This window comes from Vibrio sp. 2433-A1 (assembly GCF_056726085.1).
In genome coordinates, this window is sequence record NZ_JBRESC010000004.1 from 150,402 (window position 1) to 172,573 (window position 22,172).

The 22,172-nt window shown below is 45.1% G+C and carries 25 protein-coding genes and 2 pseudogenes; 11 read left to right on the top strand and 16 right to left on the bottom strand.

All coding sequences use genetic code 11. The features are described 5' to 3' along the window. Positions 1 to 3: 3 nt before the first annotated feature. Genes ACU01J_RS05905 through ACU01J_RS05965 form a run of 13 tightly spaced genes read right to left on the bottom strand, consistent with a single transcriptional unit; the run spans position 4 to position 11,581 of the window. Positions 4 to 630, bottom strand: coding sequence for a DUF3261 domain-containing protein (locus ACU01J_RS05905; RefSeq protein WP_481084824.1), 627 nt, complete (start codon positions 628 to 630; stop codon positions 4 to 6). Next, a complete protein-coding gene (locus ACU01J_RS05910; protein WP_481084825.1) occupies positions 627 to 2,960 on the bottom strand; it encodes an MMPL family transporter in 2,334 nt (777 codons plus the stop codon). The genes ACU01J_RS05905 and ACU01J_RS05910 overlap by 4 nt, the downstream gene beginning before the upstream one ends. After that, complete coding sequence (locus ACU01J_RS05915) at positions 2,932 to 3,543, bottom strand: LolA family protein (RefSeq protein WP_481084826.1); 612 nt, start codon at positions 3,541 to 3,543, stop codon at positions 2,932 to 2,934. The genes ACU01J_RS05910 and ACU01J_RS05915 overlap by 29 nt, the downstream gene beginning before the upstream one ends. After that, entirely contained in the window at positions 3,540 to 3,986 is a 447-nt protein-coding gene (locus ACU01J_RS05920) for an acyl-CoA thioesterase (protein ID WP_481084827.1), read from the bottom strand. Before ACU01J_RS05920 ends, ACU01J_RS05915 begins: the two co-directional genes overlap by 4 nt. Then, positions 3,986 to 5,539, bottom strand: a complete 1,554-nt coding sequence (locus ACU01J_RS05925; RefSeq protein WP_481084828.1) for an HAL/PAL/TAL family ammonia-lyase — start codon at positions 5,537 to 5,539, stop codon at positions 3,986 to 3,988. Before ACU01J_RS05925 ends, ACU01J_RS05920 begins: the two co-directional genes overlap by 1 nt. Continuing rightward, complete coding sequence (locus tag ACU01J_RS05930; protein WP_481084829.1) at positions 5,520 to 7,223, bottom strand: glycosyltransferase family 2 protein; 1,704 nt, start codon at positions 7,221 to 7,223, stop codon at positions 5,520 to 5,522. Before ACU01J_RS05930 ends, ACU01J_RS05925 begins: the two co-directional genes overlap by 20 nt. Before the next feature lies 1 nt (position 7,224). Then, positions 7,225 to 7,584: an ApeI family dehydratase gene (locus ACU01J_RS05935; protein WP_481084830.1), complete on the bottom strand. Its 360-nt coding sequence runs from the start codon at positions 7,582 to 7,584 to the stop codon at positions 7,225 to 7,227. A gap of 12 nt (positions 7,585 to 7,596) precedes the next feature. Then, positions 7,597 to 8,976: an AMP-binding protein gene (locus tag ACU01J_RS05940; RefSeq protein WP_481084831.1), complete on the bottom strand. Its 1,380-nt coding sequence runs from the start codon at positions 8,974 to 8,976 to the stop codon at positions 7,597 to 7,599. A 5-nt stretch (positions 8,977 to 8,981) separates the two neighbouring features. Further along, positions 8,982 to 9,542: a COG4648 family protein gene (locus ACU01J_RS05945; protein WP_481084832.1), complete on the bottom strand. Its 561-nt coding sequence runs from the start codon at positions 9,540 to 9,542 to the stop codon at positions 8,982 to 8,984. Next, positions 9,542 to 9,799 carry an acyl carrier protein gene (locus tag ACU01J_RS05950; RefSeq protein ID WP_134833958.1) on the bottom strand — a complete coding sequence of 86 codons (258 nt, stop codon included), beginning with the start codon at positions 9,797 to 9,799 and terminating at the stop codon, positions 9,542 to 9,544. The genes ACU01J_RS05945 and ACU01J_RS05950 overlap by 1 nt, the downstream gene beginning before the upstream one ends. Before the next feature lie 15 nt (positions 9,800 to 9,814). Next, positions 9,815 to 10,075, bottom strand: coding sequence for a phosphopantetheine-binding protein (locus tag ACU01J_RS05955; protein ID WP_053439572.1), 261 nt, complete (start codon positions 10,073 to 10,075; stop codon positions 9,815 to 9,817). Positions 10,076 to 10,091: 16 nt separating this feature from the next. After that, entirely contained in the window at positions 10,092 to 10,856 is a 765-nt protein-coding gene (locus tag ACU01J_RS05960) for a lysophospholipid acyltransferase family protein (protein ID WP_481084833.1), read from the bottom strand. Further along, entirely contained in the window at positions 10,853 to 11,581 is a 729-nt protein-coding gene (locus ACU01J_RS05965; RefSeq protein ID WP_481084834.1) for a beta-ketoacyl synthase chain length factor, read from the bottom strand. Before ACU01J_RS05965 ends, ACU01J_RS05960 begins: the two co-directional genes overlap by 4 nt. Positions 11,582 to 11,652: 71 nt before the next feature. On the opposite strand from ACU01J_RS05965, the pseudogene ACU01J_RS05970 reads away from it, so the two are divergent. The 4 genes and pseudogenes from ACU01J_RS05970 to ACU01J_RS05985 all read left to right on the top strand — a co-directional run bounded on the left by ACU01J_RS05970 (position 11,653) and on the right by ACU01J_RS05985 (position 14,761). Continuing rightward, positions 11,653 to 12,045, top strand: a pseudogene (locus tag ACU01J_RS05970) (hypothetical protein). 30 nt (positions 12,046 to 12,075) lie between these two features. Beyond that, positions 12,076 to 13,143 (top strand): methyltransferase, encoded by a 1,068-nt coding sequence (locus tag ACU01J_RS05975; RefSeq protein WP_481084835.1) that lies wholly within the window; start codon positions 12,076 to 12,078, stop codon positions 13,141 to 13,143. A gap of 36 nt (positions 13,144 to 13,179) precedes the next feature. Next, a complete protein-coding gene (locus tag ACU01J_RS05980) occupies positions 13,180 to 14,418 on the top strand; it encodes an NAD(P)/FAD-dependent oxidoreductase (protein ID WP_481084836.1) in 1,239 nt (412 codons plus the stop codon). A 91-nt stretch (positions 14,419 to 14,509) separates the two neighbouring features. Continuing rightward, positions 14,510 to 14,761: a DUF3081 domain-containing protein gene (locus ACU01J_RS05985; RefSeq protein ID WP_481084837.1), complete on the top strand. Its 252-nt coding sequence runs from the start codon at positions 14,510 to 14,512 to the stop codon at positions 14,759 to 14,761. A gap of 193 nt (positions 14,762 to 14,954) precedes the next feature. Here the strand turns inward: ACU01J_RS05985 and ACU01J_RS05990 are convergent, their stop codons facing one another. Next, positions 14,955 to 15,317: a MaoP family protein gene (locus ACU01J_RS05990; RefSeq protein ID WP_481084838.1), complete on the bottom strand. Its 363-nt coding sequence runs from the start codon at positions 15,315 to 15,317 to the stop codon at positions 14,955 to 14,957. Positions 15,318 to 15,513: 196 nt separating this feature from the next. Between ACU01J_RS05990 and ACU01J_RS05995 the strand changes: the two genes are divergently transcribed. Next, a complete protein-coding gene (locus tag ACU01J_RS05995; protein WP_481084839.1) occupies positions 15,514 to 16,410 on the top strand; it encodes a LysR family transcriptional regulator in 897 nt (298 codons plus the stop codon). Between the two features lie 49 nt (positions 16,411 to 16,459). Here ACU01J_RS05995 and ACU01J_RS06000 read toward each other — a convergent pair whose 3' ends face one another. Next, the gene (locus ACU01J_RS06000) at positions 16,460 to 16,663 is read right to left on the bottom strand and encodes a hypothetical protein (protein ID WP_053439581.1); all 204 of its coding nucleotides are present in this window, start codon (positions 16,661 to 16,663) and stop codon (positions 16,460 to 16,462) included. A gap of 149 nt (positions 16,664 to 16,812) precedes the next feature. Here ACU01J_RS06000 and ACU01J_RS06005 point away from each other — a divergent pair. The 3 genes and pseudogenes from ACU01J_RS06005 to ACU01J_RS06015 form a co-directional block, all read left to right on the top strand. After that, positions 16,813 to 17,022 (top strand): annotated as a pseudogene (locus ACU01J_RS06005) (Ada metal-binding domain-containing protein); the annotation flags it as partial. A gap of 92 nt (positions 17,023 to 17,114) precedes the next feature. Beyond that, positions 17,115 to 17,597, top strand: coding sequence for a methylated-DNA--[protein]-cysteine S-methyltransferase (locus tag ACU01J_RS06010; RefSeq protein WP_481084840.1), 483 nt, complete (start codon positions 17,115 to 17,117; stop codon positions 17,595 to 17,597). Further along, complete coding sequence (locus tag ACU01J_RS06015) at positions 17,594 to 17,971, top strand: hypothetical protein (protein WP_481084841.1); 378 nt, start codon at positions 17,594 to 17,596, stop codon at positions 17,969 to 17,971. The genes ACU01J_RS06010 and ACU01J_RS06015 overlap by 4 nt, the downstream gene beginning before the upstream one ends. Before the next feature lie 69 nt (positions 17,972 to 18,040). On the opposite strand, the gene nhaD is transcribed toward ACU01J_RS06015, so the two are convergent. Next, on the bottom strand, positions 18,041 to 19,480 hold the full coding sequence (gene nhaD, locus ACU01J_RS06020) for a sodium:proton antiporter NhaD (RefSeq protein WP_481084842.1): 1,440 nt from the start codon (positions 19,478 to 19,480) through the stop codon (positions 18,041 to 18,043). Between the two features lie 336 nt (positions 19,481 to 19,816). Between nhaD and ACU01J_RS06025 the strand changes: the two genes are divergently transcribed. From ACU01J_RS06025 to ACU01J_RS06035, 3 genes are read left to right on the top strand one after another with little or no spacing between them, the layout of a single operon-like run. Beyond that, the gene (locus ACU01J_RS06025) at positions 19,817 to 20,551 is read left to right on the top strand and encodes a nucleoside recognition domain-containing protein (protein ID WP_481084843.1); all 735 of its coding nucleotides are present in this window, start codon (positions 19,817 to 19,819) and stop codon (positions 20,549 to 20,551) included. Next, the gene (locus tag ACU01J_RS06030; RefSeq protein WP_481084844.1) at positions 20,551 to 21,018 is read left to right on the top strand and encodes a YjiG family protein; all 468 of its coding nucleotides are present in this window, start codon (positions 20,551 to 20,553) and stop codon (positions 21,016 to 21,018) included. Before ACU01J_RS06025 ends, ACU01J_RS06030 begins: the two co-directional genes overlap by 1 nt. A 9-nt stretch (positions 21,019 to 21,027) precedes the next feature. After that, positions 21,028 to 22,152, top strand: coding sequence for a M20 family metallopeptidase (locus ACU01J_RS06035; RefSeq protein WP_481084845.1), 1,125 nt, complete (start codon positions 21,028 to 21,030; stop codon positions 22,150 to 22,152). The last annotated feature ends 20 nt before the right edge of the window (positions 22,153 to 22,172 follow it).

Genomic DNA, 22,172 nt, shown 5'->3' on the forward strand with positions numbered 1-22,172 from the left:
ATATTACTGCGGTGTCAGTTGTACTTTTTGATACTGGAGCGTATTCACTTTTATAGTGTAGCCGTCAATGAGATTGTGAAAGAGTATTTCTCCATCTAGCTTCTCATTGCTACCGTATTTTATGTTGATAATTTGAGTGCCATTGCTATCGAAAATCGCTCGAGAGTCTGCTTTATCAATCATTTGCCACCTTACCTCATTTAATGGGCCTTCCCAAGCAGAAGAGGGCCAGAGAGTGATCATTAGATTAAATAGTACCTGTTCTGGTGCGGGAAGCGCGCTGCCCAATCCGGTTAGAACATCACTGGTTATCGCATCATCTTGATAAGTCAGCGATAAGATACGCGTTCCCCAAGAAGAAAACCCGGCGAGCACCAACTTATCTGCGCTGACTTGAAGTTGAACAGGTAATTGCTCTGAGCGCACGTTGTCATCAACTGTCCAAGTTGCGGAGATAAGTTGACTGGCATTCAGGCCATAACCAAGAGAGTTAGGCGAGGGTAGATTAACCATTTGACCCTGCGCGATTTCAACTTGTGGTGTGGTGTCTTTAGGCTTGGTTGCGCAAGCAGCAAGTACACCGCACACTGCGATCACAGTTAGTGTTTTTGTTATATGAGCCAGTTTCAAGAGAGCCTCTCTTTAATTGCTAACGGGGATAGCAGCCAAGCGACAAAGATGCCACTGAGTACAGTGATACCAAAACTATGAATGGCATGAGTCTCACTGAGTGACAGTAAGCCAAACGACAATAGCGTTGTCATAGCCGATAAGGTGATCGCGAGTAATGTACTAGGGCTACGTGCTTTTTCAGCAAAAAACAGTGTGTAGTCGATGCCAATCCCAATAATGAGAATAAGTGCGAGTAAATTGAACAGATTCAGTGTTGAACCAATTGCTGAAGCGGCGGCCAATCCGGCAATACACGCGATCAGTGACGGAATCAGAATCTTAATCGCATGAGAAAAGCCATAGCGCTTGGTCAGTACTCCACCAATGACCAATAAGGCCACGGCGATAAGCTCCATCACTTTGATTCGGTAATCAGCAAACAGAGCGGAGATTTCAGCCGCTTTATTTAGGTAACTCATATCTGGCTGGTCGGCGACATACTCTTTGACTGTTTCGATATTGTTTAGCTTTTTGAGCAGCACGACACTGGCGACTTTGCCTTCAACGTTACCGACATAGAGAAAACGAACCGGCTCGGAAACGGAGTGAGTCAAATAATCTTGCAGAGATACTGGCTCAAAGGTTTGAGTTAACTGTGGAACGGCGCTGAGCTTTAACGTGCTGGCTAATGCAGGACCTTGGTTGTGGTACAAGTCTTTAATCAGCTCATAGTCAGATTTTTGAGTTGCTGCTGAGCTAATGTATTGCGAGAGGCTCTGAAAACCTTCAATCACACCTTGGCTTTGCCACTGGTTAAGTTGGCTATTAAAGGTTTCGAGTTTTTGTAAAAGCTGCTCATCATCATCAGCGGTAACGACCACCATTTGCTGTGATGAGTTTAAGCCACTCAGTTGCGAGATAAAGGTTTCTTGTTGCTTCAACGATTCAGGCATTGCTTGAAGTTGTCGAATATCATCATCGTATTGAAGGTTAGCCAGCGGAACTAATGCCACAATCAGGCAAGTTAATGGTAGTGCGCGGCGCACCATAGGCTTGGACCACATATTGAGCCAGTGTTGCCAAATAGTCTGGCCGGGAAGTGGTCTGGTTTGACTTGGTTTAATGGCAAGGATTGGGTACCAAGCTACGACGGTGGCATAGGCTGCTGCTAAGCCAATCGATGAAAATAGCGCTAACTGTTGTAGACCGGGGAATGGAGCAATCAGCATCCCCATATAGCCAATTAGACTGGTCAGTAGGCCCATCGTGATGGCAGCAAAGATATGCTTTAATCCTTTTTTGCTGTCCCATTGATTACCTGCCGCTAACCGTTCGGTGAGGTAATGAAACGCATAGTCGATGGACACGCCAATTAGGCTTGCGCCAAACACTAAGCTAAATAGATGAACGGTACCAAACAGCCATGTTGTCACCGAGAGTGCGGCAATCAAGCCTATCGTGATCGATAGCAATGCCAGTGAAAGAGGGGCAGCACTGCGAAATACGCCGATGATTAAGACGACGACGCCGAGCAGCGAAAACAGTCCGATGGTGCTGATTTCTGACTTGGCGCTTTGTGTGCCGAACTCAGCGTAGAATAGAACCCCAGTGTGATAAAACTCAACGTGATATTGCTCAGTCAGGCTTTGCTCAATTTGTTGGATGTGACTGACGCCGTTTTGCGCGCTAAGGCTATAGGGAGAGTCTTTGAGTGTTGCGGTGACCAGTACGTATTCTTGCCCTTGATAGCTGGTGGAGAGAAAGCCATTGTTGAGGGTAAAGGCACTGCTAAGCTGGGTCAGTTGTGATAGGTAGTCACGAAAGATCAAAAATGGGTCGCTGCTAAGCTCATTGCCTGTCACGCCAGCAAATGGATTATAAATGGCCTGCAATACATGCTGGGTTTGAGCTTGCGGCTGCTCGGTCAAGCGTTGGCGCTGCGCTTCGGTGAGCTGCTGAAAGCGGTGCTGAAAATAATAGGCGGCCCAAAGGCTTTGTTGCTTCTCATCCACTTGGCCGACCACGTCGGTGAATAAGCCAGTGTCACTAAGGTCTTGAGCTAGTTTACTTGCAGCGGCGTAACTGTTTTGACTATCTGAGGCAGTAACCACAAACACGACCTTATCACTAAGGTTATTTGAAACGGCCTCGAAAGCTTGTTCTGCCACTGGGTTTTGCTGGTTTTTAGGTAGCAGCTTGAGGATGTCAGTTTCAATCGGTGATTGCGCTGACCATAGCCATTGATAGGACAACATGGCTAAGAACAACCCCACCATTCCTAGCCATGCAACTGCTATGCGTTTACCCATAAACCAAGGATCAGAAGTTGAACTGTTGCTTTTCAACATCGGTTAATCCTTCAGGCTGATGAGTTTGGTTGGTGAAGCTAATTTCGGTTTTATCGCCACGAATCTCTAACAGTTCGAGTTGGTCGATATTGTCACTGCCTGACAGAGTAATTGATGCGAATACCGTATTGAGTGGCGCATTGAGTGGCGTCAGTTCGATTGTCCACTGATCAGATTCAGTGTTGAAGGTAATATCAAACTGCTCTTTTAACGCTTCCGTATCGCCGTGGAAAACAGCAAGGAAAATATGGCTAAAGTAAAACGCCATTGGGTTTTCTTTCGCGGTAATGACTTGTGGTCGTTGACCTGCAAAGGTTTGACGCAGTTTGTCTTGGGTGAGCACTAAACCGACTGGGAAAGGTGTCTCTTGTTGCCACAGTAAGCCTTGCTCTTTGTTGAGGGTAAAGTGGCCTTCAGAGCTTAGTGGCTGTTCAAACATCTCAATATGTCGCTGCTGAGTAAAATCCCCTCGTACTGTCTCATGTTGAGAAAGTTGAGTTTGTAGCGAAGCCAAATCGGTAACCGATGACCAGGCTAGGGGAGAGACCAAAATTAGCAGTGAAGCCAGACAGCGTTTGATCATGCGATTTTTCCTTCTCGGTGCCATTGCTCGACTTTATCGATAAATACATGCGGAGAGGCGAAACACATCTCTTGTTCTTTAATCGAAACGGCCACTTGAGTGGTGTGCGCTTTACACATGCGCTTGCCTGTTTGAGCATCATAAATGACATAGTCGACACGCAAGCGGTTTTCCCACTCGGTCAGCTTGGCTGTCACTCGGATCTCGTGATTAAACGGGATCGCTTTCACGTACTTTACGCGCGTATCAATGATCGGCCACATATAACCAGAGTCATTCATCGCTAAGTAACCGTAGTCAATCTTGTCCATCATGATACGACGAGCTTCTTCAAAAAAGCGGAAGTAGTTACCGTGGTATATTACGCCCATAGGGTCGGCATCTTGGAAAGAGGTGACCATAGTCACCTCCGATTCAAGAGGGAAAAGGATCTCTTGCTCCATTACGCCTCCGAATAGAGCGACCAGTGACGCTGCTGGATACGGTCGATAAAGTGACGTAAATCGTGCTCCAATGGGCGGTCTTCGATAACGAATTCAAATTCGCTCAATACCGCGTCACGAATCATATTCAAATTATCACTCATGTGGTGCTCGTCGAGTTCATTATGACGACGGCGAATTTCAACCGCTTGAATACTCGCTAGTAATGAAGCAGCGGCTACTTGCTCTGTAAGTTCGAGTACTCGTAGGCAGTCACGTGCAGCAATGGTACCCATGCTCACTTTATCTTGGTTGTGGCACTCCGTAGAACGTGAGAATACGCTCGCTGGCATGGTGTGTTTCAGCGCTTCGGCTGTCCATGCTGAAATACCAATTTGAACGGCTTTAAAGCCATGGTTGATTGGCTTACGCTCGCCTTCAGCACCGGTTAGGTTAAATGGCAGGCCGTTATTGAACTTGTAATCCATCAACTGCGCCATTTGACGATCAAGCAGATCTGCAAGGTTAGCAATACCGGTTTTTAGCGTATCCATTGCCATTGCGATGTGACCGCCGTAGAAGTGACCACCATGCAGGACGCGTTCGTTATCACCATCAATAATTGGGTTATCGTTGGCACTATTTAACTCATTTTCGATCATCGAACGCAGCCATGGTAGAGAGTCTTGAACCACACCTATTACATGTGGTGCGCAGCGCAGAGAATAACGATCTTGTAAGCGGTCACTGTTGCGTGGTGGGCGTTCAGCTTTTAGATCATCACGCAGCCAAGCCGCGACTTGTTGCTGACCTGGGTGAGGTTTCACCGCAAATAACGCTTCATCAAAATGGAAGTCGTTACCGTGCATACCTACAGAAACCATCGCTGTAATCTTGGTACATAACTGTGCGAGATATTCAGCACGTTTGTAAGCAAGACAAGCCAGTGCGGTCATTACCGATGTACCGTTCATCAGTGCTAAGCCTTCTTTCGGCTTAAGCTGAATTGGGTCAATGCCAAGCTCAGCGAACACTTCTGCCGTTGGACGAGTTTCACCTTTGTACAGCACGTCACGTTCACCGATAAGTGCAGCAGCTAGGTATGAAAGCGGTGTTAAGTCGCCACTTGCACCAACAGAGCCTTCTTGCGGGATGCGTGGCGCGATATCTTGGTTAATCAGCGTAACAATTTGGTTCAGTAAGTCGTGAGTGACGCCTGATACGCCTTGAGCCAGTGAACAAAGACGAGTGGCTAATACCGCACGCGCTTGCTCATGAGACAGCACTTCACCAAGACCACAGCCGTGGAAGCGAGTTAGGTGCAGTGGCAGCTCATCGACCAAGTTAGGGGGAATGGCAACCGTACATGAGTCACCGTAACCAGTTGTCACGCCATAGATGACGCCTTCTTCCTTGAGCAGTCGCTCAAGAAAAGCGACACCGCGGTCGATCTTAGCGGTAAACTCTGGTGAGTTGTTGAGATCGGCATTGGCACCTTGAGCAATGGCTACCACATCTTCGATGGTTAAAGCCTGTGCGCCAAACGTGATGGTTTTATTGTTTTGCGTCGTCATCGTACTGATTACTTAATGTCCAAAAATTGAAAAAATTATACCATTGTAAAGGGGCTTGTAGAGTGTAGTACTCTAGGCGATTCGCGTAGTTTTGCACCACATCTTGTAGCGCTTTCTGGCGCTCTTTTCTTGGTAATACGAGTTTGTCGCTAAAATGCTCAAAATAGACGTTGAAGTGAGGTGTCTCACTAGAGTCATCTCTTAAGCCAAATAGCAAATATACTGGGGTTTTTAATACTGAAGCCAACATAAATGGCCCTTGCGGGAAAGGTGCAGGCTTACCTAAAAAGTCAGCCCATACCGAGCGGCTCTCTTTGCTGGTGGAAGTTCTATCACCGACGATGACCACCCACTCACCTTGTTCGATTTTCTGCTGCAGTAAAATAGCGGTGTCAGGTCCCATTGAACTCACCTGAATCAGGTTCAAGTCTGACTTGGGGTTGACTGCTTTCATAACTGTATTGAAACGTTCTGCATGTTCGGTAAATACCAGAGCGTTGATCTTAATATGCTTATGTCGACGACCAAGGGCACGGCAAAGTTCGATATTGCCAAGGTGAGAACCTAGCAATAGCACACCCTGTTTGTTATCAACCATCTCCTGAAACTGCTCTTGACCATGGATAGTGAGGTTATCCACACTGAAGTCGCCTTTCCATGCGGCAAGCTTATCGATCATGGTATGACCGAAAGAGAGCAGATGGTGGTAGCTATCTAATGACTGAGGTAATTCAATCTGCTGCTGTGATGCGTAGTTAGAGAGCTGAGCCAAGTAGGTTTCAGAGGCTTGCTTGGCATTTTTACCTGTCAGATGGTAATAGCGTATGACTAGCTTAAGGATCAGGTTAAATACTTTGCGGCCCAGCAAGCTGTAGATCGCCAGCATCAGTTTAATACCTATGATGGTGCCTTGTTCTTGACGTTTTGACCAGTGAGCATTGGTGGCCGATCGACGTTTGCGCGTTAGTAGCTTAGGGATTCTCGGTAACATGCCAAAGAACAGCCGTGTATGCATCCAACTGATCTTTAAATTGTCCCAAAGTGCATCAAAGTGAGAGATTCCACCTTCAGGATAGATCACGCGCGTTTCAACGAAGTCGATCTCGACATCTTCCCAATACATACGAACCAAAATTTCGATATCGAAGTCCATTCGCTTGCCGATATCGTATTTATCGAGCACGGCGATGGTGCTTTTTACGGGGTAGGCGCGAAAACCGCACATGCTGTCTTTAATCGCAAAAGAGAGGGTTTCTATCCATACCCAGATATGGGTGGCGTAACGACCGTATAGGCGCGCTTTAGGTACGCTATCGTCATAGATAGGTTGGCCAGAAATCAAATGCTCTGGGTATTGAACAGAACGCTCCATCAGCTTTGGCAGTGCTTGAATGTCATGTTGGCCATCGGCATCAATTTGAATTACATGGCTGTAACCCAGTTGGTTTGCTTGGCGGATGCCCGCCATCACGGCACCACCTTTACCTTGGTTCTGCTCCAAGGTGACTAATGTGACATTATCTTGCTGAGAAACTTGGTTTAATGCCTGTTTTGTTTCTTGATTGCTACCGTCGTCCACGACGATAAAAGGGAGTTGAAAAGAGTCTAGCGAAGACACCACAGCGGCGATAGTACTGCCGTGGTTGTAACAAGGGATTAGAAAACAGGCTTGGTAATGGCTCACACTATCCACCTAACTTCATCTTGCCAGAAGAGTGAATGACTAGGCGGTCTGATGTTTCAGAGCTGTATTTGAACGCGAGCTTTTGTTTATCATCGTCCCAAGTGAGTTCAAGAGTCACCACGCTATCGGGTAGGATTGGTTCTTGAAACTTGATCACTTCCATTCCTTTGAAAAGAGGTGGTGTGCCTAAAAACTCAATGGCGTAAAACAGCGCCCAATCGATTTGACTGACACCAGGCAATAGTGGGAAGTGGGTAAAGTGACCACGGAAATCCAAGATATTAGCGTCGACCTTCATGATGATAGTCGCGCTATTGTCTTCGACGTGCACTTCGGTAATGGTTGGTTTTCTTTGTTCCATTGTTATTTGTCTTTATTGGAATAAATTTTCTATTTCAGTGACTTGTCGTTTCCCTTGGCTATTTAAGGGAATCTCATCCACTAAGCGGTACTTCCTTGGTATCGCGATAGGCTCTAACCAATTTCGTAACGCTTTCCTAAGGGCAATCCAAAATTTTCCCTTGCCTAGGGCATTGATCTCTTGATGGCCTTTTTCCGTCAGGACAATAACGGCACATAGAGAGAGTCTGCTCTCCTCGGTTTTTGGAATTACCGCGCTCTCCTCAATCCATTCTAGTTGCTCTAGACGTTTTTCGACTTCAACTAGCGAGATGCGTTTTTCTTCAACTTTTACAATTCGGTCAGTACGGCCTTTCAGTTCGAATGAAACCTTATCATGAAAATAACACTCATCGGCAGTTTGATACCACTCTTGGCCGTTGATATGTGGCGAACGTAATCGTAAACACCGCTCTTCGTTCAACTGAGCTTCAATACCGGGGAATAATTGCCAAGGAGTCATTGCAGAGAACTGCTGCCTGTGTGCGATACCACCGGTCTCTGTACTGCCAAACACTTCGATAGGCAGTTGACTAAACAGCTCTTCACTGTGAATAGCTGCAGAGTTCGCCAGTGGGCCGCCAGAAGAGAACACAGCCCTTAGTGGGGTACGCTGGTGTTCTTGAGTTAGGCGTTTTAATAGTGCTGGGCTACTGACCAAAACAGTATCGGGGTTGGCATGGTGAACAATTTGTTCTGGGAATTCGAGGTTTTGTGTCGCAAACGGCCTAGCTGCGCACAATGGCCATAATAGGCGGAACAGCAAGCCGTAAATATGTTGATGAGAAACGGTACTTTCAATTCGAGTCCCATCAATTTGTTCACCCCACAGTGACTGCAAAATCGACAGTTCTGTATCGAGCTGGTCAAGGCTTTTGCTTATCGCTTTTGCTGAGCCGCTAGAGCCAGAAGTAAACAAAGTCACAATCAGCTTTTCTGCAGCTAATGGTTGCCAGTCTATTGAGCATGCTTGAGTGCTTGGTTCTGATTGCTTTTTCACCGTTAAAGCAGTGAGTCCGGTTGCGATTGGCACTGCCTCATCATGGAGCAAGAGATCAAAATGTTGTTGCAACTCTTTGACTGCTTCAATTTGGTAATTTCCTGGAAGGACGAGCGCTTTTTGTGCGTAGCAGGCAGCGAAAAAGCCGACCGCAAACAGGTAGCTATCACAAAAGCATAGCGCGACGCGTTGAACGTCTTGCTTGGATAGTGTGTCAGCGTAGTAGGCGACATCATGTTGAAACTCTGCCCAAGTCATCACTTGTTGCTGATCAAAGGCAACTGGTGTTGATGATGCTCGGGGGGCACAGAGTAGGTTTTCAATTGACACAAAGTCGGTAGAAGCGAGAGGCATGATGTCTAGTGATCCTTACGAATAATCTGGCGAACTACCCATTCAGTAGCCATAAGAGCCCCTGCGAGTAGATAGCTAATTAGCCCGTTATAAAGCGTCCAAACTTCTAAAGGTTGAAAGCAGGTATACAGTGCTATCAGCCCATTGATAATAAAGAATGCACACCAAATTACAGTAACTTTACGGGTGTAAGCTACACCACTTTCTGGCAAGTTAGGCTCCTGAAGGCGAGCTAAGCGTTCAATGATGGTTTGTGGTTGTTTCAAACTGGAAGCGAATACAATCAGCATGCATAGATTGACCACGACGGGGTAAAACGTCATCCATCCATGTTGTCTAAACAGGATACTTAGGCCAATCAATGAGATCCCAGTTATCGCACTGATTTGAACGACAGATTTGAGTTCTTTTAGTTGGGTTCGCTGAACGGAAAACAACCGAACTCCTAAGGCGACGATAAGTACTATCCCCACCAAAGAAATACCAAAGCGCTCTATGCCGAAATAGATAGCAAATGGGTAAGCAAGCAGAACAACTGCGGACAATACTGTCAGCAATTGGCGCATTAGGCGTCCTTCAGAAGCTCTGTTACGGCGTTTACTACGTCATCAACTGTACGAACAGTGCTGAATTCCGCAGGTTTGATTTTTTTGCCAGTTACATTTTGTAGGTGAACCACAAGATCGACTGCATCAATACTATCTAGATCGAGATCTTGGTATAGATGCGCTTCTGGCACAATATCCGCAGCATCAATTTCAAACAATTCTTCAAGTGCGTCTTTTACTTGGTCAAATACTTGTTCTTTGTTTACATCTGTCATGAAAGTACCTACGAATTATTCACTAGTTTGGGCAGAGATATAGTTAGCAAGATTGCTCACTGACGCAAAGTGCTCACGAGTGTTTGAGTCATCAGCATCAATAACAATGTTGTATTTCTTTTTGATCGCCAAACCAAGTTCGAGAGCATCGATAGAATCTAAACCTAAGCCGTCACCGAATAATGGTGCGTCGGTTTCGATATCTTCAATGGTTAAATCTTCTAGATTAAGCGCATCAATGATGAGCTGTTTGATTTCGTTATGTAGTTTTTCCACTTGGACCTGCTTGTAACTATGGATTTTCAGGAAAGAGTGTTTCCGCTAAATGCTGCTGTAAACGGCGAGCCGATAGCGTTGGAGATGTAGTTTGCTTGATAAAAGGCTCAACCTCAACTTTATCCTTAACTTCAACAAGGAAAAAAGGCTTACTTGGGGGCACTTGATACCACTTTTTCTCTTTTGTGAGAAAACTCGGAGAGACAGTAATATGTACTAGACGTAAATCTCTCTTTGTACGTACTGCTATTTGTGCAGACCCACGTTGTAATTTTGATTTAACGCCAGGGGTTGTTCGTGTGCCTTCAGGGAACACCAATAATACGTTTCCTTCGTCAAAGCGCTGCTCGCAAATAGATAACAGATCATCGGGTGTTTCATTCGGAATATATCCCGCTGCTTTGACGATATGCTTCATAAATGGGTTAACCCATATTGCTGATTTGACCAAGCAATCACAACGTTCGAGTTGAGACGCGATGAGCACGTAATCAATCAAGCTCGGGTGGTTGGCGACAATCAGGCAATTTCGATCTTGCTTCAAAATGTCAGCTCCGATGATCTTATAATCAATTGCACCGGTGAATTTCATTGTTTGACAGAAGAAATTAAACGAACGCTGTATTGCTTTTTGGACCTTATATTCTGTTTCTTTTTGTCCTTTGGTCAATAGACGGATGACAGGAATGACAATAAAGCTCAAGACTAAACCGCCAAGGCCAAAAATAGTAAAGCATAAACCAGTTGCGAATACTCGCCAATATTGGTTCACCTTTCTCATGAACGTTTCCAGCTCCCTAATTGGCGAGGTGAATTAATTGTCCATTCATGACTATTCGATAGGTATTGGCGAATAAACTCCAAACCTTGTGGCAGAGTCGAAGGCGTGTATTGCGTATTCTCAGAAAATGAAACAGAGAATTGTTCACCGCTTGAAAGCACTAGTCCGAGTCCGTAACTGCGGTAGTTCTGGGTTTCAAAGTGTGTATATGGCTCGGGTAGCGGCTCATCAAAGTCGATAACCAACACTTTGTGACTTGGGTGTTCGCTAAGGTACAACCAAGCTTCAAGGATTGCACTTTGGAAGGTGTTTTCGGCCGCGGATATCGACGTTAACGGAATTGGCATTTTAGTCGCGATAGTTGCAAGGCCAGCGGCGGTATTATGCACCGATTGAGCAAAAGCCATTGGTGATGCTTCTTCACCTTGAAGTATATCTTTGATCAGTACCGCACTGCGCTGCAATTCGCCATGTCGACTGGCAAAAACTAAGTAGTCCACTTGATGTTCGTTGAGCAACTCAATCGCCGTTTGTACTGCTAGTTTGGACAAATTACTCATTCGGCGGCGCATCATCGGCGGAATTGCGGAGGTGATCAATTTACCTTCTTCGGGCCACTGTAAACTAATTGCCCAACTTTCCCAATCTTGAGACAGCGAGAATCCGTTAGAATGCGCGAGCCATGAATCGATATTAAATGAAATGTTTTGAACTGATATTGGCATAAGAGATTGAATTGTTGTGTTTACAGCGAAATACTATTACTGGCCTACAAACCTAATAAGGAACTATTAATATGTCACCATTTAAGTTATTCAGCTCACTATTGCTTGCTTTATTACTTGTTGGTTGTGGCCGTGTTTAGCCAGTAATGAATGTCGAGGATACTCCAGTTGGATATAATCTTCAAAGTAAACAAGTCAAGATGGCGATTATGCAAGCAGCTACAAATCGTGGTTGGGTTGTTGAAGAAGCGAGTCCGGGTGAATTTAATGCAAAACTTCATGTTCGCTCGCATTATGCCGAAGTAAAAATCCCATTTAATTCTAAGTTTTACTCCATTCTTTATCTCAACTCAGATAATTTAAGAGCAGAAGATGGCAAAATCCATCGTAACTACAACCGCTGGGTTAACAACCTGAATGTAGATATTAAACGTCAGCTGTCGTTGATTGCGGCAGCTCAGTAATTACATAGAAGATAAATAGTTAGGTTTTTCGTGCTAGATAAAAATAAAGATCGATTTAACGCATTACAGGCAAAAACAGAAGCTCAAAAGCTTTCATTTGCACCCATTGTATTTCATACCGCGAGAACATTACGTGATATAGGTGTGTTGAAAGCGTTAGATAACGCACGTAGCCAAGGCTTATCTGCTGGCGCAATCGCGCAGCAAACTGGTATCTCGGAATATGGAGTGAAAGTGCTTTTGGATATGGCGATTAGTGCAGATATCGTTTTATGGGAAAAGCCTAACTATTCTTTAGCCAATCTCGGCTATTTTATTCTTCATGACGGCATGACCAATGCCAACATGGATTTCACCGCTGATGTTTGTTATGCGGCGATGATGCATTTAACAGAATCTATCATTGAAGGTAAGCCTGCGGGCCTTAAGGAGCTTGGCGAGTGGGAGACTATCTACCAAGGATTGTCTAAACTGCCTGAACAAGCAAAACAGAGCTGGTTTAAATTTGACCACTTCTATTCAGACCGCTCATTCCCAATTCTACTGGAAGAAGTATTCAAATCTAAGCCAAAAACTTTGGTAGATATCGGTGGTAATACCGGCAAATGGGCAATGCAATGCTGTAACCATGATGCCAATGTTGCAATCACTATTGTTGATTTACCTCAGCAACTTGAAATGGCGATGGCCAATGCTGAGAAAAATGGTTTTGCTGATCGTGTGACACCGTTTCCTGCCAATATGCTTGATAAGCAACAAACTTTGCCAGAGCATGCTGATGTATGGTGGATGAGTCAGTTCCTCGACTGTTTTTCGCCAATGGAAATTTTAAGTATCTTGAAGCGTGTTAAAAATCAGCTGCGTAGCGGTGACGCCGTTTACATTCTGGAGCTGTTTTGGGATGCGCAAAAGTATGATGCTGCGTCATACAGCCTTAACGCAACGTCACTGTACTTCACCTGTCTTGCGAATGGCAACAGCCGTTTCTATCGTAGCGATGATTTTCTTGAGATCATTGAAGCAGCAGGTTTAGCTGTTGAAGAGAGAACCGATAACATCGGTCTAGGCCACACATTATTAAAATTAAAAGCTCAGTAATCGGACAGATGTCCGTGAGCAATGTGATTAGTTGTTATGCATAAAGAAAATACCCAAGTTTTAGTTGTCGGAGCAGGGCCGTCGGGCTCTACTGTTTCTGCGTTACTTCATGCGCAAAATATTCATGTAACTGTGATTGAAAAAGCGCAGTTTCCCCGTTTTTCGATCGGCGAAAGTCTATTACCTGCATGTATGGAAGTGGTAGAGCAAGCAGGAATGCTGGATGCGGTCAACGAAGCTGGCTTTCAGTATAAAGATGGCGCAGCATTTAGACGCGAAGGGGTGTATACCCAGTTTAACTTTAACGACAAGTTTACTTCGGGGCCGGGAACCACTTTCCAAGTCCAGCGCGGGTCGTTTGATAAAGTGCTGGCAGATAGTGCGGCCGAGCAAGGTGTTGAAATCCGCTATCAACATGAATTGCTAGAGATGGAGTTTATCGGTGAACGTTCGTTACTGACGGTGAACGATGAAAACGGCAATCCATATCAAATTGAAGCAGACTATGTTCTAGATGCCAGTGGCTTTGGTCGAGTGTTGCCGCGTATGCTTAACTTGGAAGAGCCTTCATGCTTACCACCACGTAAAGCGATTTTTACCCACATTGTCGATAACATTGACTCGACAGATGTCCAATATGACCGTAATAAGATTCTTATCTCGGTTCACCCAGATAACCATGATGTCTGGTATTGGTTGATCCCTTTTTCTAATGGCATCTGTTCATTTGGTGTTGTTGGCGAACCGGAGTTCTTCGACAACTACCCAGACGATAAGATTGAAGCAATCAAGCGGTTAGCCAGTGAAGAAGAAGGTCTACAGCAACTACTTGCTAATGCTGAGTACCCAAACCCTGCCGGTGAGCTTGGTGGCTACTCTGCCAACGTTAAACACCTTGCAACGCCGCACTATGCATTGTTGGGGAACGCGGGTGAGTTTCTTGACCCTGTATTCTCTTCGGGCGTGACCATTGCGATGAAGTCTGCGCAATATGCGGCGGAGTGTTTGGTTCGTCAGCTAAGCGGTGAAAAAATCGACTGGCAGCAAGATTACGCTGAGCCACTAATGGTGGGCGTAAACACGTTTAGAACCTACGTTGAAGGCTGGTACAACGGTACATTGCAAGATGTAATTTTTTACCAAAAGCCTAATCCGAGAATTAAGCAGATGATCAGTTCGATTCTTGCAGGGTACGCTTGGGATACTGAGAACCCTTACGTGAAGAACAGCTTACAGCGGTTGCAGACCTTAGCCGAAGTCATTCGCGCGGAATAACTGGCTGAGGTTTGAATTATCTCAAGGGGTGAGATAGCGAAACTCCCATTCATTGCTCATACTTTAAAGATTAGAGTAAGGAGGGAGTGATATGAAAAACGAACTCGACCCAGGAAAAATCTTGCAGGCGTATGAAACTGTCATGGCGAATGGTTCGCCCACCGAGCATGGCAAGATGTATGAAGGTGTTGAAGCGTACTCAGATTATGATGGCTATAACGTCTACATGCGAGGTAATGGTGTCGAACTCAAGGTAGGTTTCCACAACACTTACCACTTAGAGTACGACCAAGAACATCTGCGCGACAGTTTTCTTAAGAAAGTCGCCTCACTGGCAAAATAATCTAAGCCTGCTAATTTTAGCGGGCTTTTAATTTGTAGGGTAATCAGCTTATTAACGCCAAACGCCCCACTCACCGGTCTTGCCGGGCTCTTCAGGAGTGGAATGATTATAAGATTCTTTCGAGTGACTTCAAAAGTTACCACGTAAGAAAAAGCCCCTGATATTAGCATTGCCAATATCAGGAGCTCAGATATTAATCTTCTTCTACCAAGCTCACGTCATCTGAATAGTCTTCGATGCTGCTAGCATCAGGCTTAGTACGACCATTTAGTGTGTGGAAACGCTTGCGACCACGAGCCAGTTGAACATACTTTAGCCATACGCGTTCTAGTTTTGACTTCGCTTTGCCTGGGTGAATCAGTACTTTAACGAAGTGTTTTTCTTCCGAGTTTTCTGGTTGCAATTCACCAGATTCCAAACCAAGCATGGTGTCACCATAAAGGGTTAGGATTTCTTCCTCTACAAGCGTAAAATCACCCGACTTGGCGAAGCCTCGTGGGAATTTAGTGTTGTCGTAAAAACGTTTTTTGCCATGACGAAATTGAGTGTCTGACATTTTGGTAGCCTCTATAAATATCTACATGGGGAACTAGAGCGAAAAGTAGGCGGAAAATTCATAAAAGAAAAACAAAACCTTTTTATCTTAACTATTGAATAGTTTTATTAAATTTAGATAACACTTTAGTGATTGAAAGATTATAAAGTTTCACCGTACTTGCTAACCTTACAAGATTGTCGGTAGAGGTAACCCAATGGACGTAAAAGTCTTCAGAACGTTTTTAGAGCTGGCTCAAGTCAGACATTTTGGCAAAGCTGCAGAAAACCTATACATCACTCAGGCGGCGGTGAGTGCCCGTATTAAACAACTCGAGAGCTACTTTGATACTCAGCTGTTTATTCGTGACCGCAACAACATTAAATTGACCTCATCCGGTGAACGACTCATTGGCTATGCTGAGGTCATGGTCAGCACTTTGCAGCAAGCGAAGCTAGAGCTCTCCCTAGAAAGTGGTAAAGCATTACAACTGACCTTGGGTGGAACCCCGAGTGTATGGGATGCCTACCTACAAAACTGTCTAAGTTTAGTGACTGACCAGTTTGAAGGTTATGGCTTTATGGCGGAGGTCATGGGCCGTGAAGTTCTGAATCGTCAATTGCAAGAACGCACGCTCGACATGGCGTTCGCGTTTGATCAGATTAAAGCAGACGAACTCAACTGCAAAAAAGTGGCTGACGTGGTGCTGATTTTGGTTTCGACCAAACAAGATGCGCTAGAGACTGTGTTTGACGACAAGTACGTGTATGTAGATTGGGGCACCAAGTTTGGCTCTGAACATGCTGAGCGTCACCCTAAGATTCCAGCACCTTACCTGCGTACATCAACTGCACGTATCGCGCTAGACTTCATTCTTGAGAAGGGAGGGAGTGCTTACTTACCTGTATCTTTAGTTGAACCATTCTTAGCCAGTGGGCAACTGTATAAGGTGCAAGGGGTTGAAGATTGGTATCGCCCAATCTACCTCAGCTACCGTAAGGCGAGTACCTCAGTTGAAGCGATCAAACAGGTCGAAGAGCTCGTTAAGACTATTGACCCAGTTACTGCCTACAGTCTACAGCAGATGGCCGATCGAGCTGTTGATGACGAATAACGTATAGAAAAGCCTCGGAATTCCGAGGCTTTTTGTAATATCTTTTGGTCTATAGACTCATTAAACTTTCGATCGATTCCTCAATACTCATTTCGTGGTAGGAACGTATAGAGTGACCATCAGAAGCGTCAATCAATATACGATCAATGTTGGTGGGACCGTGCTGGTCAATTATACCCAGCGTTTGTTCAACATCATCACATGTCATGGTGAGATTATCTTTAAGCACAACAGTGCAAGAGTGCAGGTTCATAGCCAACTTCCTTATTATTTATTGTCTGCACTGTTAATCCTAGAAGAAGAATATCCATTGGCAAATACGCTTTAGTTCCGAAAGTGGCTAGTATTTGGCTAGCGAAGCTTTAAACTTTAGGTAACAGTTTGAAGAATATTAGGAATATGATGGAAAACGGATTTACCTCTTTGACGAAAAAAGATTGTCATATTGCTCGAATGGCGAGAGACAGACGCTTTGATGGCTGCTTTTATGTGGCAGTAAAAACAAAGGGTATCTTCTGTAGACCTATCTGCCCGGGCAACTTACCCAAGGAAGAGAATGTCGAATATTTCCTCGATAAAGCACAGGCCTTGCAGGCAGGGAATAGACCTTGTAGTGAAAAGGTCTACCAGAATTTTACTCATTTAACCACCGAAACGGTTTCTCCTTGGGGAAGTTATGCAACATTTCATTGTTGGAGCCACGCATGAATAAATTTTATACTACTTATACGTCACCATTAGGTGTAATGACTCTACAAGCTAATGATGATGGCATGCTTGGTGCTTGGTTTGAAACACAGACAACGCAACCAGAGGACCTAGGTGAGCATGTCGCAGATCACCAGATATTGAATAGTGTGATTACTCAACTGGACGAATATTTTTCTGGTCAGCGCAAAGTATTTAATATCCCTTTGGTTACAAACGGAACGGAGTTCCAAAAAAAGGTTTGGCAGGCATTAACCACTATTCCTTGTGGACAGACCTGGAGCTATCAAGATTTAGCTAATGCGATTGGTAATCCTAAAGCCGTAAGGGCTGTGGGGTTAGCAAATGGCAAAAATCCGATATCAGTCATAGTTCCTTGTCATCGCGTGATTGGTAAAAATGGTAAGCTTACAGGCTATGCGGGTGGGATTGAGCGGAAAGCTCAGCTGTTAGAGTTGGAGAAACGAGGCAATAAATGACAATGAGACGATGGAATACAAGACTTGGCGTTATTGGTCTCTTGTTCACGGCTTTGCTTGGTTGCTCAGAAGAAGCCGCTGAGAGAATGATCAATAAAGAAACCTACTCATTTATTGGTGTTTATGAAAATCAGCACAACGGTGACTTGCTCAAGTTTAGTGATGCAGAAATTACAGTTACCAAAGAAATGGGTGAAACCTATACCAAGCCTTTTGAAGTCGATGGTGATAATTTGATTATCCAGATGCGCAACAGCTCTAAAGAGAAGCGTGATGATATCGTAATGCGTATCCACGGCGATAATGAGCTTTTAACCTGTAGTGTTTGCGCTAAATATCAATTGTCTAGCACTTGGGTTAAGCGCCTCGACTAACTCGATAGGTCATATACAAAAAGAGCTGCCAGTTACGCAGCTCTTTTTGTTTTTAGGGCATTCAATATTCTAGCTAAAGAGAGCGGAGTTCATCATTAGGTGGACTGCAATACTCGCTACATAACCAACAGCGATCACAGGCATCCACTTCAGGTGACCGAAGAAGGTGTATTTGCCATGTGCAGCCCCCATCAGCGCCACGCCGGCGGCTGAACCAATCGAGAGTAAGCTACCACCCACACCTGCGGTCAGTGTTACTAGCAACCAGTTACCCATGTCCATTGCCGGTTCCATGGTTAATACTGCGAACATCACAGGGATGTTATCGACAATCGCGGAGAGGATTCCGACCATCACGTTAGCCCAAATCGGATCCCACTGGGTATACATCACCTCTGAGATAAGGCCTAGATAGCCAAGTAAACTTAGGCCACCGACACACATTACCACGCCATAGAAGAATAACAGCGTATCCCACTCCGCATGAGAGACTCGTCTAAATACATCAAACGGCACAACCGAGCCTAGGCGTTTTAAGGCATGATCGTCTCGATTCTCGATCGCAATCGCCGCTTTTTTATGTAGTGAGGCTTTGAGGGTTCTGCGCAGGAAAAAACCAAAGAACTGCAAATACGCCAGACCCATCATCATACCAATCACTGGCGGGAAATGGAGCACAGCATGGAAAGCAACCGCCGTTGCGATGGTAAGGATAAACAGAGCGACGATACGTCTTGCGCCGCGCTTAAGCTCGACATGCTGGTGGACAACATTTGGACTGGTGTTTGGAACAAAAAACGACATGATTAACGCGGGGAGTACGTAATTGACCACAGAAGGAACAAACAGTGGCATAAACTCAGCAAATGAGACGTGTCCAGCTTGCCAAACCATCAAGGTCGTGATGTCACCAAATGGACTAAAGGCGCCACCTGCGTTCGCGGCCACCACAATATTGATACAGGCAAGGTTGATAAAGCGGGGGTTATCTCCCCCGACCTTCATGACCACAGCGCACATCAATAGTGCAGTGGTGAGGTTATCGGCGATTGGTGAAATAAAGAAGGCCAAAATGCCGGTTAACCAGAATAGGGTTTTGAAGTTAAATCCTTTGCCGACCATCCACGCTTGCAGAGCATCAAAAAGGCGTCTTTCCTCCATTGCGCTGATATAGGTCATCGCAACTAAGAGGAATAACAGCAACTCGGCGTATTCGAGTAAGTTGTGCTCAAGTGCGGCTTTCGCGACTTCAATTTGGTCATACTGAGAGTAAACATAACCAATCATCGCCCAAATCACACCGGCTGCAAGCAACACGGGCTTTGACTTACGTAGCTGCAAATACTCTTCAAGCATGACAAGAGCATAGGCAATGGCGAAGATGATCAGTGCGGCATAGCCAATGGTTGATTCTGTTAATGGGAGGGTTGGGTTTGAGTCAGTAGCGGCAAAGCTAGATATGGGCAGTAGAAAAAGGGCAACAACAAAAATGAACCACGGCATTTTCATACTTTCACTCCTTGAAAGTTCTTGGAAAGTCATTGTTTTTATGATGAATCCATTTTAAAGAGGAATTGATGAGCGGTATGTGAAGTAGGTTCAATCTGTTCGAATTGTCACCGATTGATTAACTGATTATGACTAAAGTATGAATCTTTTTGATATGCAATGTTGATTATTGTGGTTGGTCTTATGTTCCACTTACGGTCCTTATCACAAAATATGATAGTAGATTAAAAGTAATTAATAGTTTGTATCGCTATTTGATTCCGATCATTACTGTAGTAATGACTTTGAATCAAGATCCTATGTGTTCTGTTCCACATAAGAAAACATAGGTGAATTATGTCCGATCCAACTCAAAAAGAGCGCAAAGTTACGTGGGGGTGCTACGTTGCCCTAGCGTTTGCGGTGGTATTCTTCTCAGGCTTAATGAAGTCAAATGACTGGTATGGTGTGCTCGACTTTACAACACTAAATGGCTCATTTGGTAAAGTCGCACACGATGTAAAACTTACAGCTGAAGGTGTAGAAGCAGCCACAACCTCGCTGCGTGGTCAAGGTGGTAACGGTGCTCGTGATGGTTTTATCTTTGCGTTTACTCTAATCCCAACGGTCATGTTTGCATTGGGTGTGATCAACGTACTTGAGCATTACGGTGCGTTAGATGCTGCGCGTAAGCTATTAACTCCTCTACTTCGTCCACTAATGGGCATTCCTGGCAGTTCAGGTCTTGCACTTATCGCTTCATTGCAAAGTACCGATGCTGGTGCGGCAATGACTCGTCAGTTAAAAGACGAAGGGCGATTAACAAAACGTGAAACCGATGTGTTCACAATGTTCCAGTTCACGGCCGGTGCTACCATCGTTAACTTCTTCTCATCGGGTGCAGTGCTATTTACTCTGACTTTAGCCGACGGTTCTCTAGCGGTAACGTCGTCAATAGGCTTAGCGGTAGCGATTATGTTTGTGTTTAAGTTTGTTGGTGCAAACCTATTTCGTATCTACCTAAACCTAACTGAAGGTAACGCGGATAAAGAAGACAAAGAGACTAAGAACCTAAAAGAGGAGACGGCATAATGAGCGAAGTTAAAGCAAGAAAACCTATGGTAACGGACATTTTCGTTGAAGGTGCTAAAAAAGGCTGGGTGATTGCAACGACCTCTACCGTTCCTAACGTACTGATGGCATTTGTGATCATCAAAGCGCTGCAAATTACTGGCGCATTGGATGCGATGGGGACAATTTTCTCACCTATCATGGCGCTATTTGGCTTGCCGGGTGAAGCGGCAGCGGTATTGATTGGCGCATGGATGTCGATGGGCGGCGCGGTTGGTGTTGTTATTACCCTGTTTGACCAAGGCATTCTTAATGGTGCTCACATTGCTATTTTGGCTCCTGCTATCTACCTAATGGGCTCTCAAGTTCAGTACATGGGGCGTATCATGGGTCCAATCGGTACCGAAGGTCGCTATATCCCAGTGATGATTGCAATTTCAGTACTTAACGCATTCGGCGCAATGCTTGTCATGAACCTATTCGTTTAAGGTGACGCTATGAACTTTTCATTGAATGACTATTTAACAGAGCTGCGTCCATTGATTGATGTTGATTGCGGTACTTATACGATCAATGGCATTAACTTTATCGCTGATCAGTTTGAAGCCAAATTTGCTGAGTTAGCAGGCTGGCAGGTAAAGCGTATTGATTGTGGCAAAGCAGGCGTAGGCTTAGAGATTCGTAACAAGCCTGAAGTAGAGCAAATTGATGTGATGCTGATTGGTCATATGGATACCGTTTTCCCTGTTGGTACAGCGAAATTGCGCCCTATGACTACTGACGCTGAAAAAGCGTACGGTCCGGGCGTGTCTGACATGAAATCAGGCCTGCTTAATGTGGTCTACGCGATGCGTAACCTTGATCAAGCGGTACTGGATAAATTGTCTATCTGTATTTGTATGAATCCAGATGAAGAAACAGGTTCGCTTGATTCGGTAGATTGGATTCAAGCAACGGCGAAACAAGCGAAAAACGTTTTGGTTGCAGAAGCTGCGCGTGCAGATGGCGGCTTGGTCAAAGCGCGTAAAGGTATGGCGCGCTACAAGCTTACCTTCAGCGGTGTGGCGGCTCACGCAGGCAATGAACCAGAGAATGGCCGCAGTGCGATCACTGAAATGGCCAACTGGATTATTGCGATTAACGCGATGACTAACTTCGAATCTGGCACGACTTTAAACGTGGGTATTGTGTCTGGAGGGGCAGGGGCGAACATTGTCCCTGAACATGCTGAAGCGATCGTCGATGTGCGTTTCTGGAGTAACGCTGAGTATGATGATGTTGATACTCAGCTGAATAGCCTCACTCAATGCCCATTTGTTGATGGCGTCTCAATCCAACTAGAGCGTGAAGCGTACAAGCCTTCTATGGTGCCAACCGAGCAGACTGAAGCGTTAATGGCGTCAGTCGAGCGAGCAGCAGATGAGCTATCGATCGACATTAACTGGAAAGAAGTGGGTGGTGGTTCTGATGCGAACAATACCGCTATCTTAGGGGTACCAACGCTTGATGGTCTAGGGCCAATAGGTGCTGGTTTCCACAGTGATCAAGAGTACTTATTACTTGAGTCGATTGAACCTCGCATCAAGATGCTGATGCGAGTGCTAGAAAAGCTCGCTAAGTAATTTCTCCTCCAAACCACAAA

Bases quoted from the DNA above. Each gene is read 5' to 3' on its own strand.
- ACU01J_RS05910 (WP_481084825.1), bottom strand. From the start codon at position 2,960: ATGTTGAAAAGCAACAGTTCAACTTCTGATCCTTGGTTTATGGGTAAA.
- ACU01J_RS05915 (WP_481084826.1), bottom strand. From the start codon at position 3,543: ATGATCAAACGCTGTCTGGCTTCACTGCTAATTTTGGTCTCTCCCCTA.
- ACU01J_RS05920 (WP_481084827.1), bottom strand. From the start codon at position 3,986: ATGGAGCAAGAGATCCTTTTCCCTCTTGAATCGGAGGTGACTATGGTC.
- ACU01J_RS05925 (WP_481084828.1), bottom strand. From the start codon at position 5,539: ATGACGACGCAAAACAATAAAACCATCACGTTTGGCGCACAGGCTTTA.
- ACU01J_RS05935 (WP_481084830.1), bottom strand. From the start codon at position 7,584: ATGGAACAAAGAAAACCAACCATTACCGAAGTGCACGTCGAAGACAAT.
- ACU01J_RS05940 (WP_481084831.1), bottom strand. From the start codon at position 8,976: ATGCCTCTCGCTTCTACCGACTTTGTGTCAATTGAAAACCTACTCTGT.
- ACU01J_RS05945 (WP_481084832.1), bottom strand. From the start codon at position 9,542: ATGCGCCAATTGCTGACAGTATTGTCCGCAGTTGTTCTGCTTGCTTAC.
- ACU01J_RS05950 (WP_134833958.1), bottom strand. From the start codon at position 9,799: ATGACAGATGTAAACAAAGAACAAGTATTTGACCAAGTAAAAGACGCA.
- ACU01J_RS05960 (WP_481084833.1), bottom strand. From the start codon at position 10,856: ATGAGAAAGGTGAACCAATATTGGCGAGTATTCGCAACTGGTTTATGC.
- ACU01J_RS05965 (WP_481084834.1), bottom strand. From the start codon at position 11,581: ATGCCAATATCAGTTCAAAACATTTCATTTAATATCGATTCATGGCTC.
- ACU01J_RS05980 (WP_481084836.1), top strand. From the start codon at position 13,180: ATGCATAAAGAAAATACCCAAGTTTTAGTTGTCGGAGCAGGGCCGTCG.
- ACU01J_RS05985 (WP_481084837.1), top strand. From the start codon at position 14,510: ATGAAAAACGAACTCGACCCAGGAAAAATCTTGCAGGCGTATGAAACT.
- ACU01J_RS05990 (WP_481084838.1), bottom strand. From the start codon at position 15,317: ATGTCAGACACTCAATTTCGTCATGGCAAAAAACGTTTTTACGACAAC.
- ACU01J_RS05995 (WP_481084839.1), top strand. From the start codon at position 15,514: ATGGACGTAAAAGTCTTCAGAACGTTTTTAGAGCTGGCTCAAGTCAGA.
- ACU01J_RS06000 (WP_053439581.1), bottom strand. From the start codon at position 16,663: ATGAACCTGCACTCTTGCACTGTTGTGCTTAAAGATAATCTCACCATG.
- ACU01J_RS06010 (WP_481084840.1), top strand. From the start codon at position 17,115: ATGAATAAATTTTATACTACTTATACGTCACCATTAGGTGTAATGACT.
- ACU01J_RS06015 (WP_481084841.1), top strand. From the start codon at position 17,594: ATGACAATGAGACGATGGAATACAAGACTTGGCGTTATTGGTCTCTTG.
- nhaD (WP_481084842.1), bottom strand. From the start codon at position 19,480: ATGAAAATGCCGTGGTTCATTTTTGTTGTTGCCCTTTTTCTACTGCCC.
- ACU01J_RS06025 (WP_481084843.1), top strand. From the start codon at position 19,817: ATGTCCGATCCAACTCAAAAAGAGCGCAAAGTTACGTGGGGGTGCTAC.
- ACU01J_RS06030 (WP_481084844.1), top strand. From the start codon at position 20,551: ATGAGCGAAGTTAAAGCAAGAAAACCTATGGTAACGGACATTTTCGTT.
- ACU01J_RS06035 (WP_481084845.1), top strand. From the start codon at position 21,028: ATGAACTTTTCATTGAATGACTATTTAACAGAGCTGCGTCCATTGATT.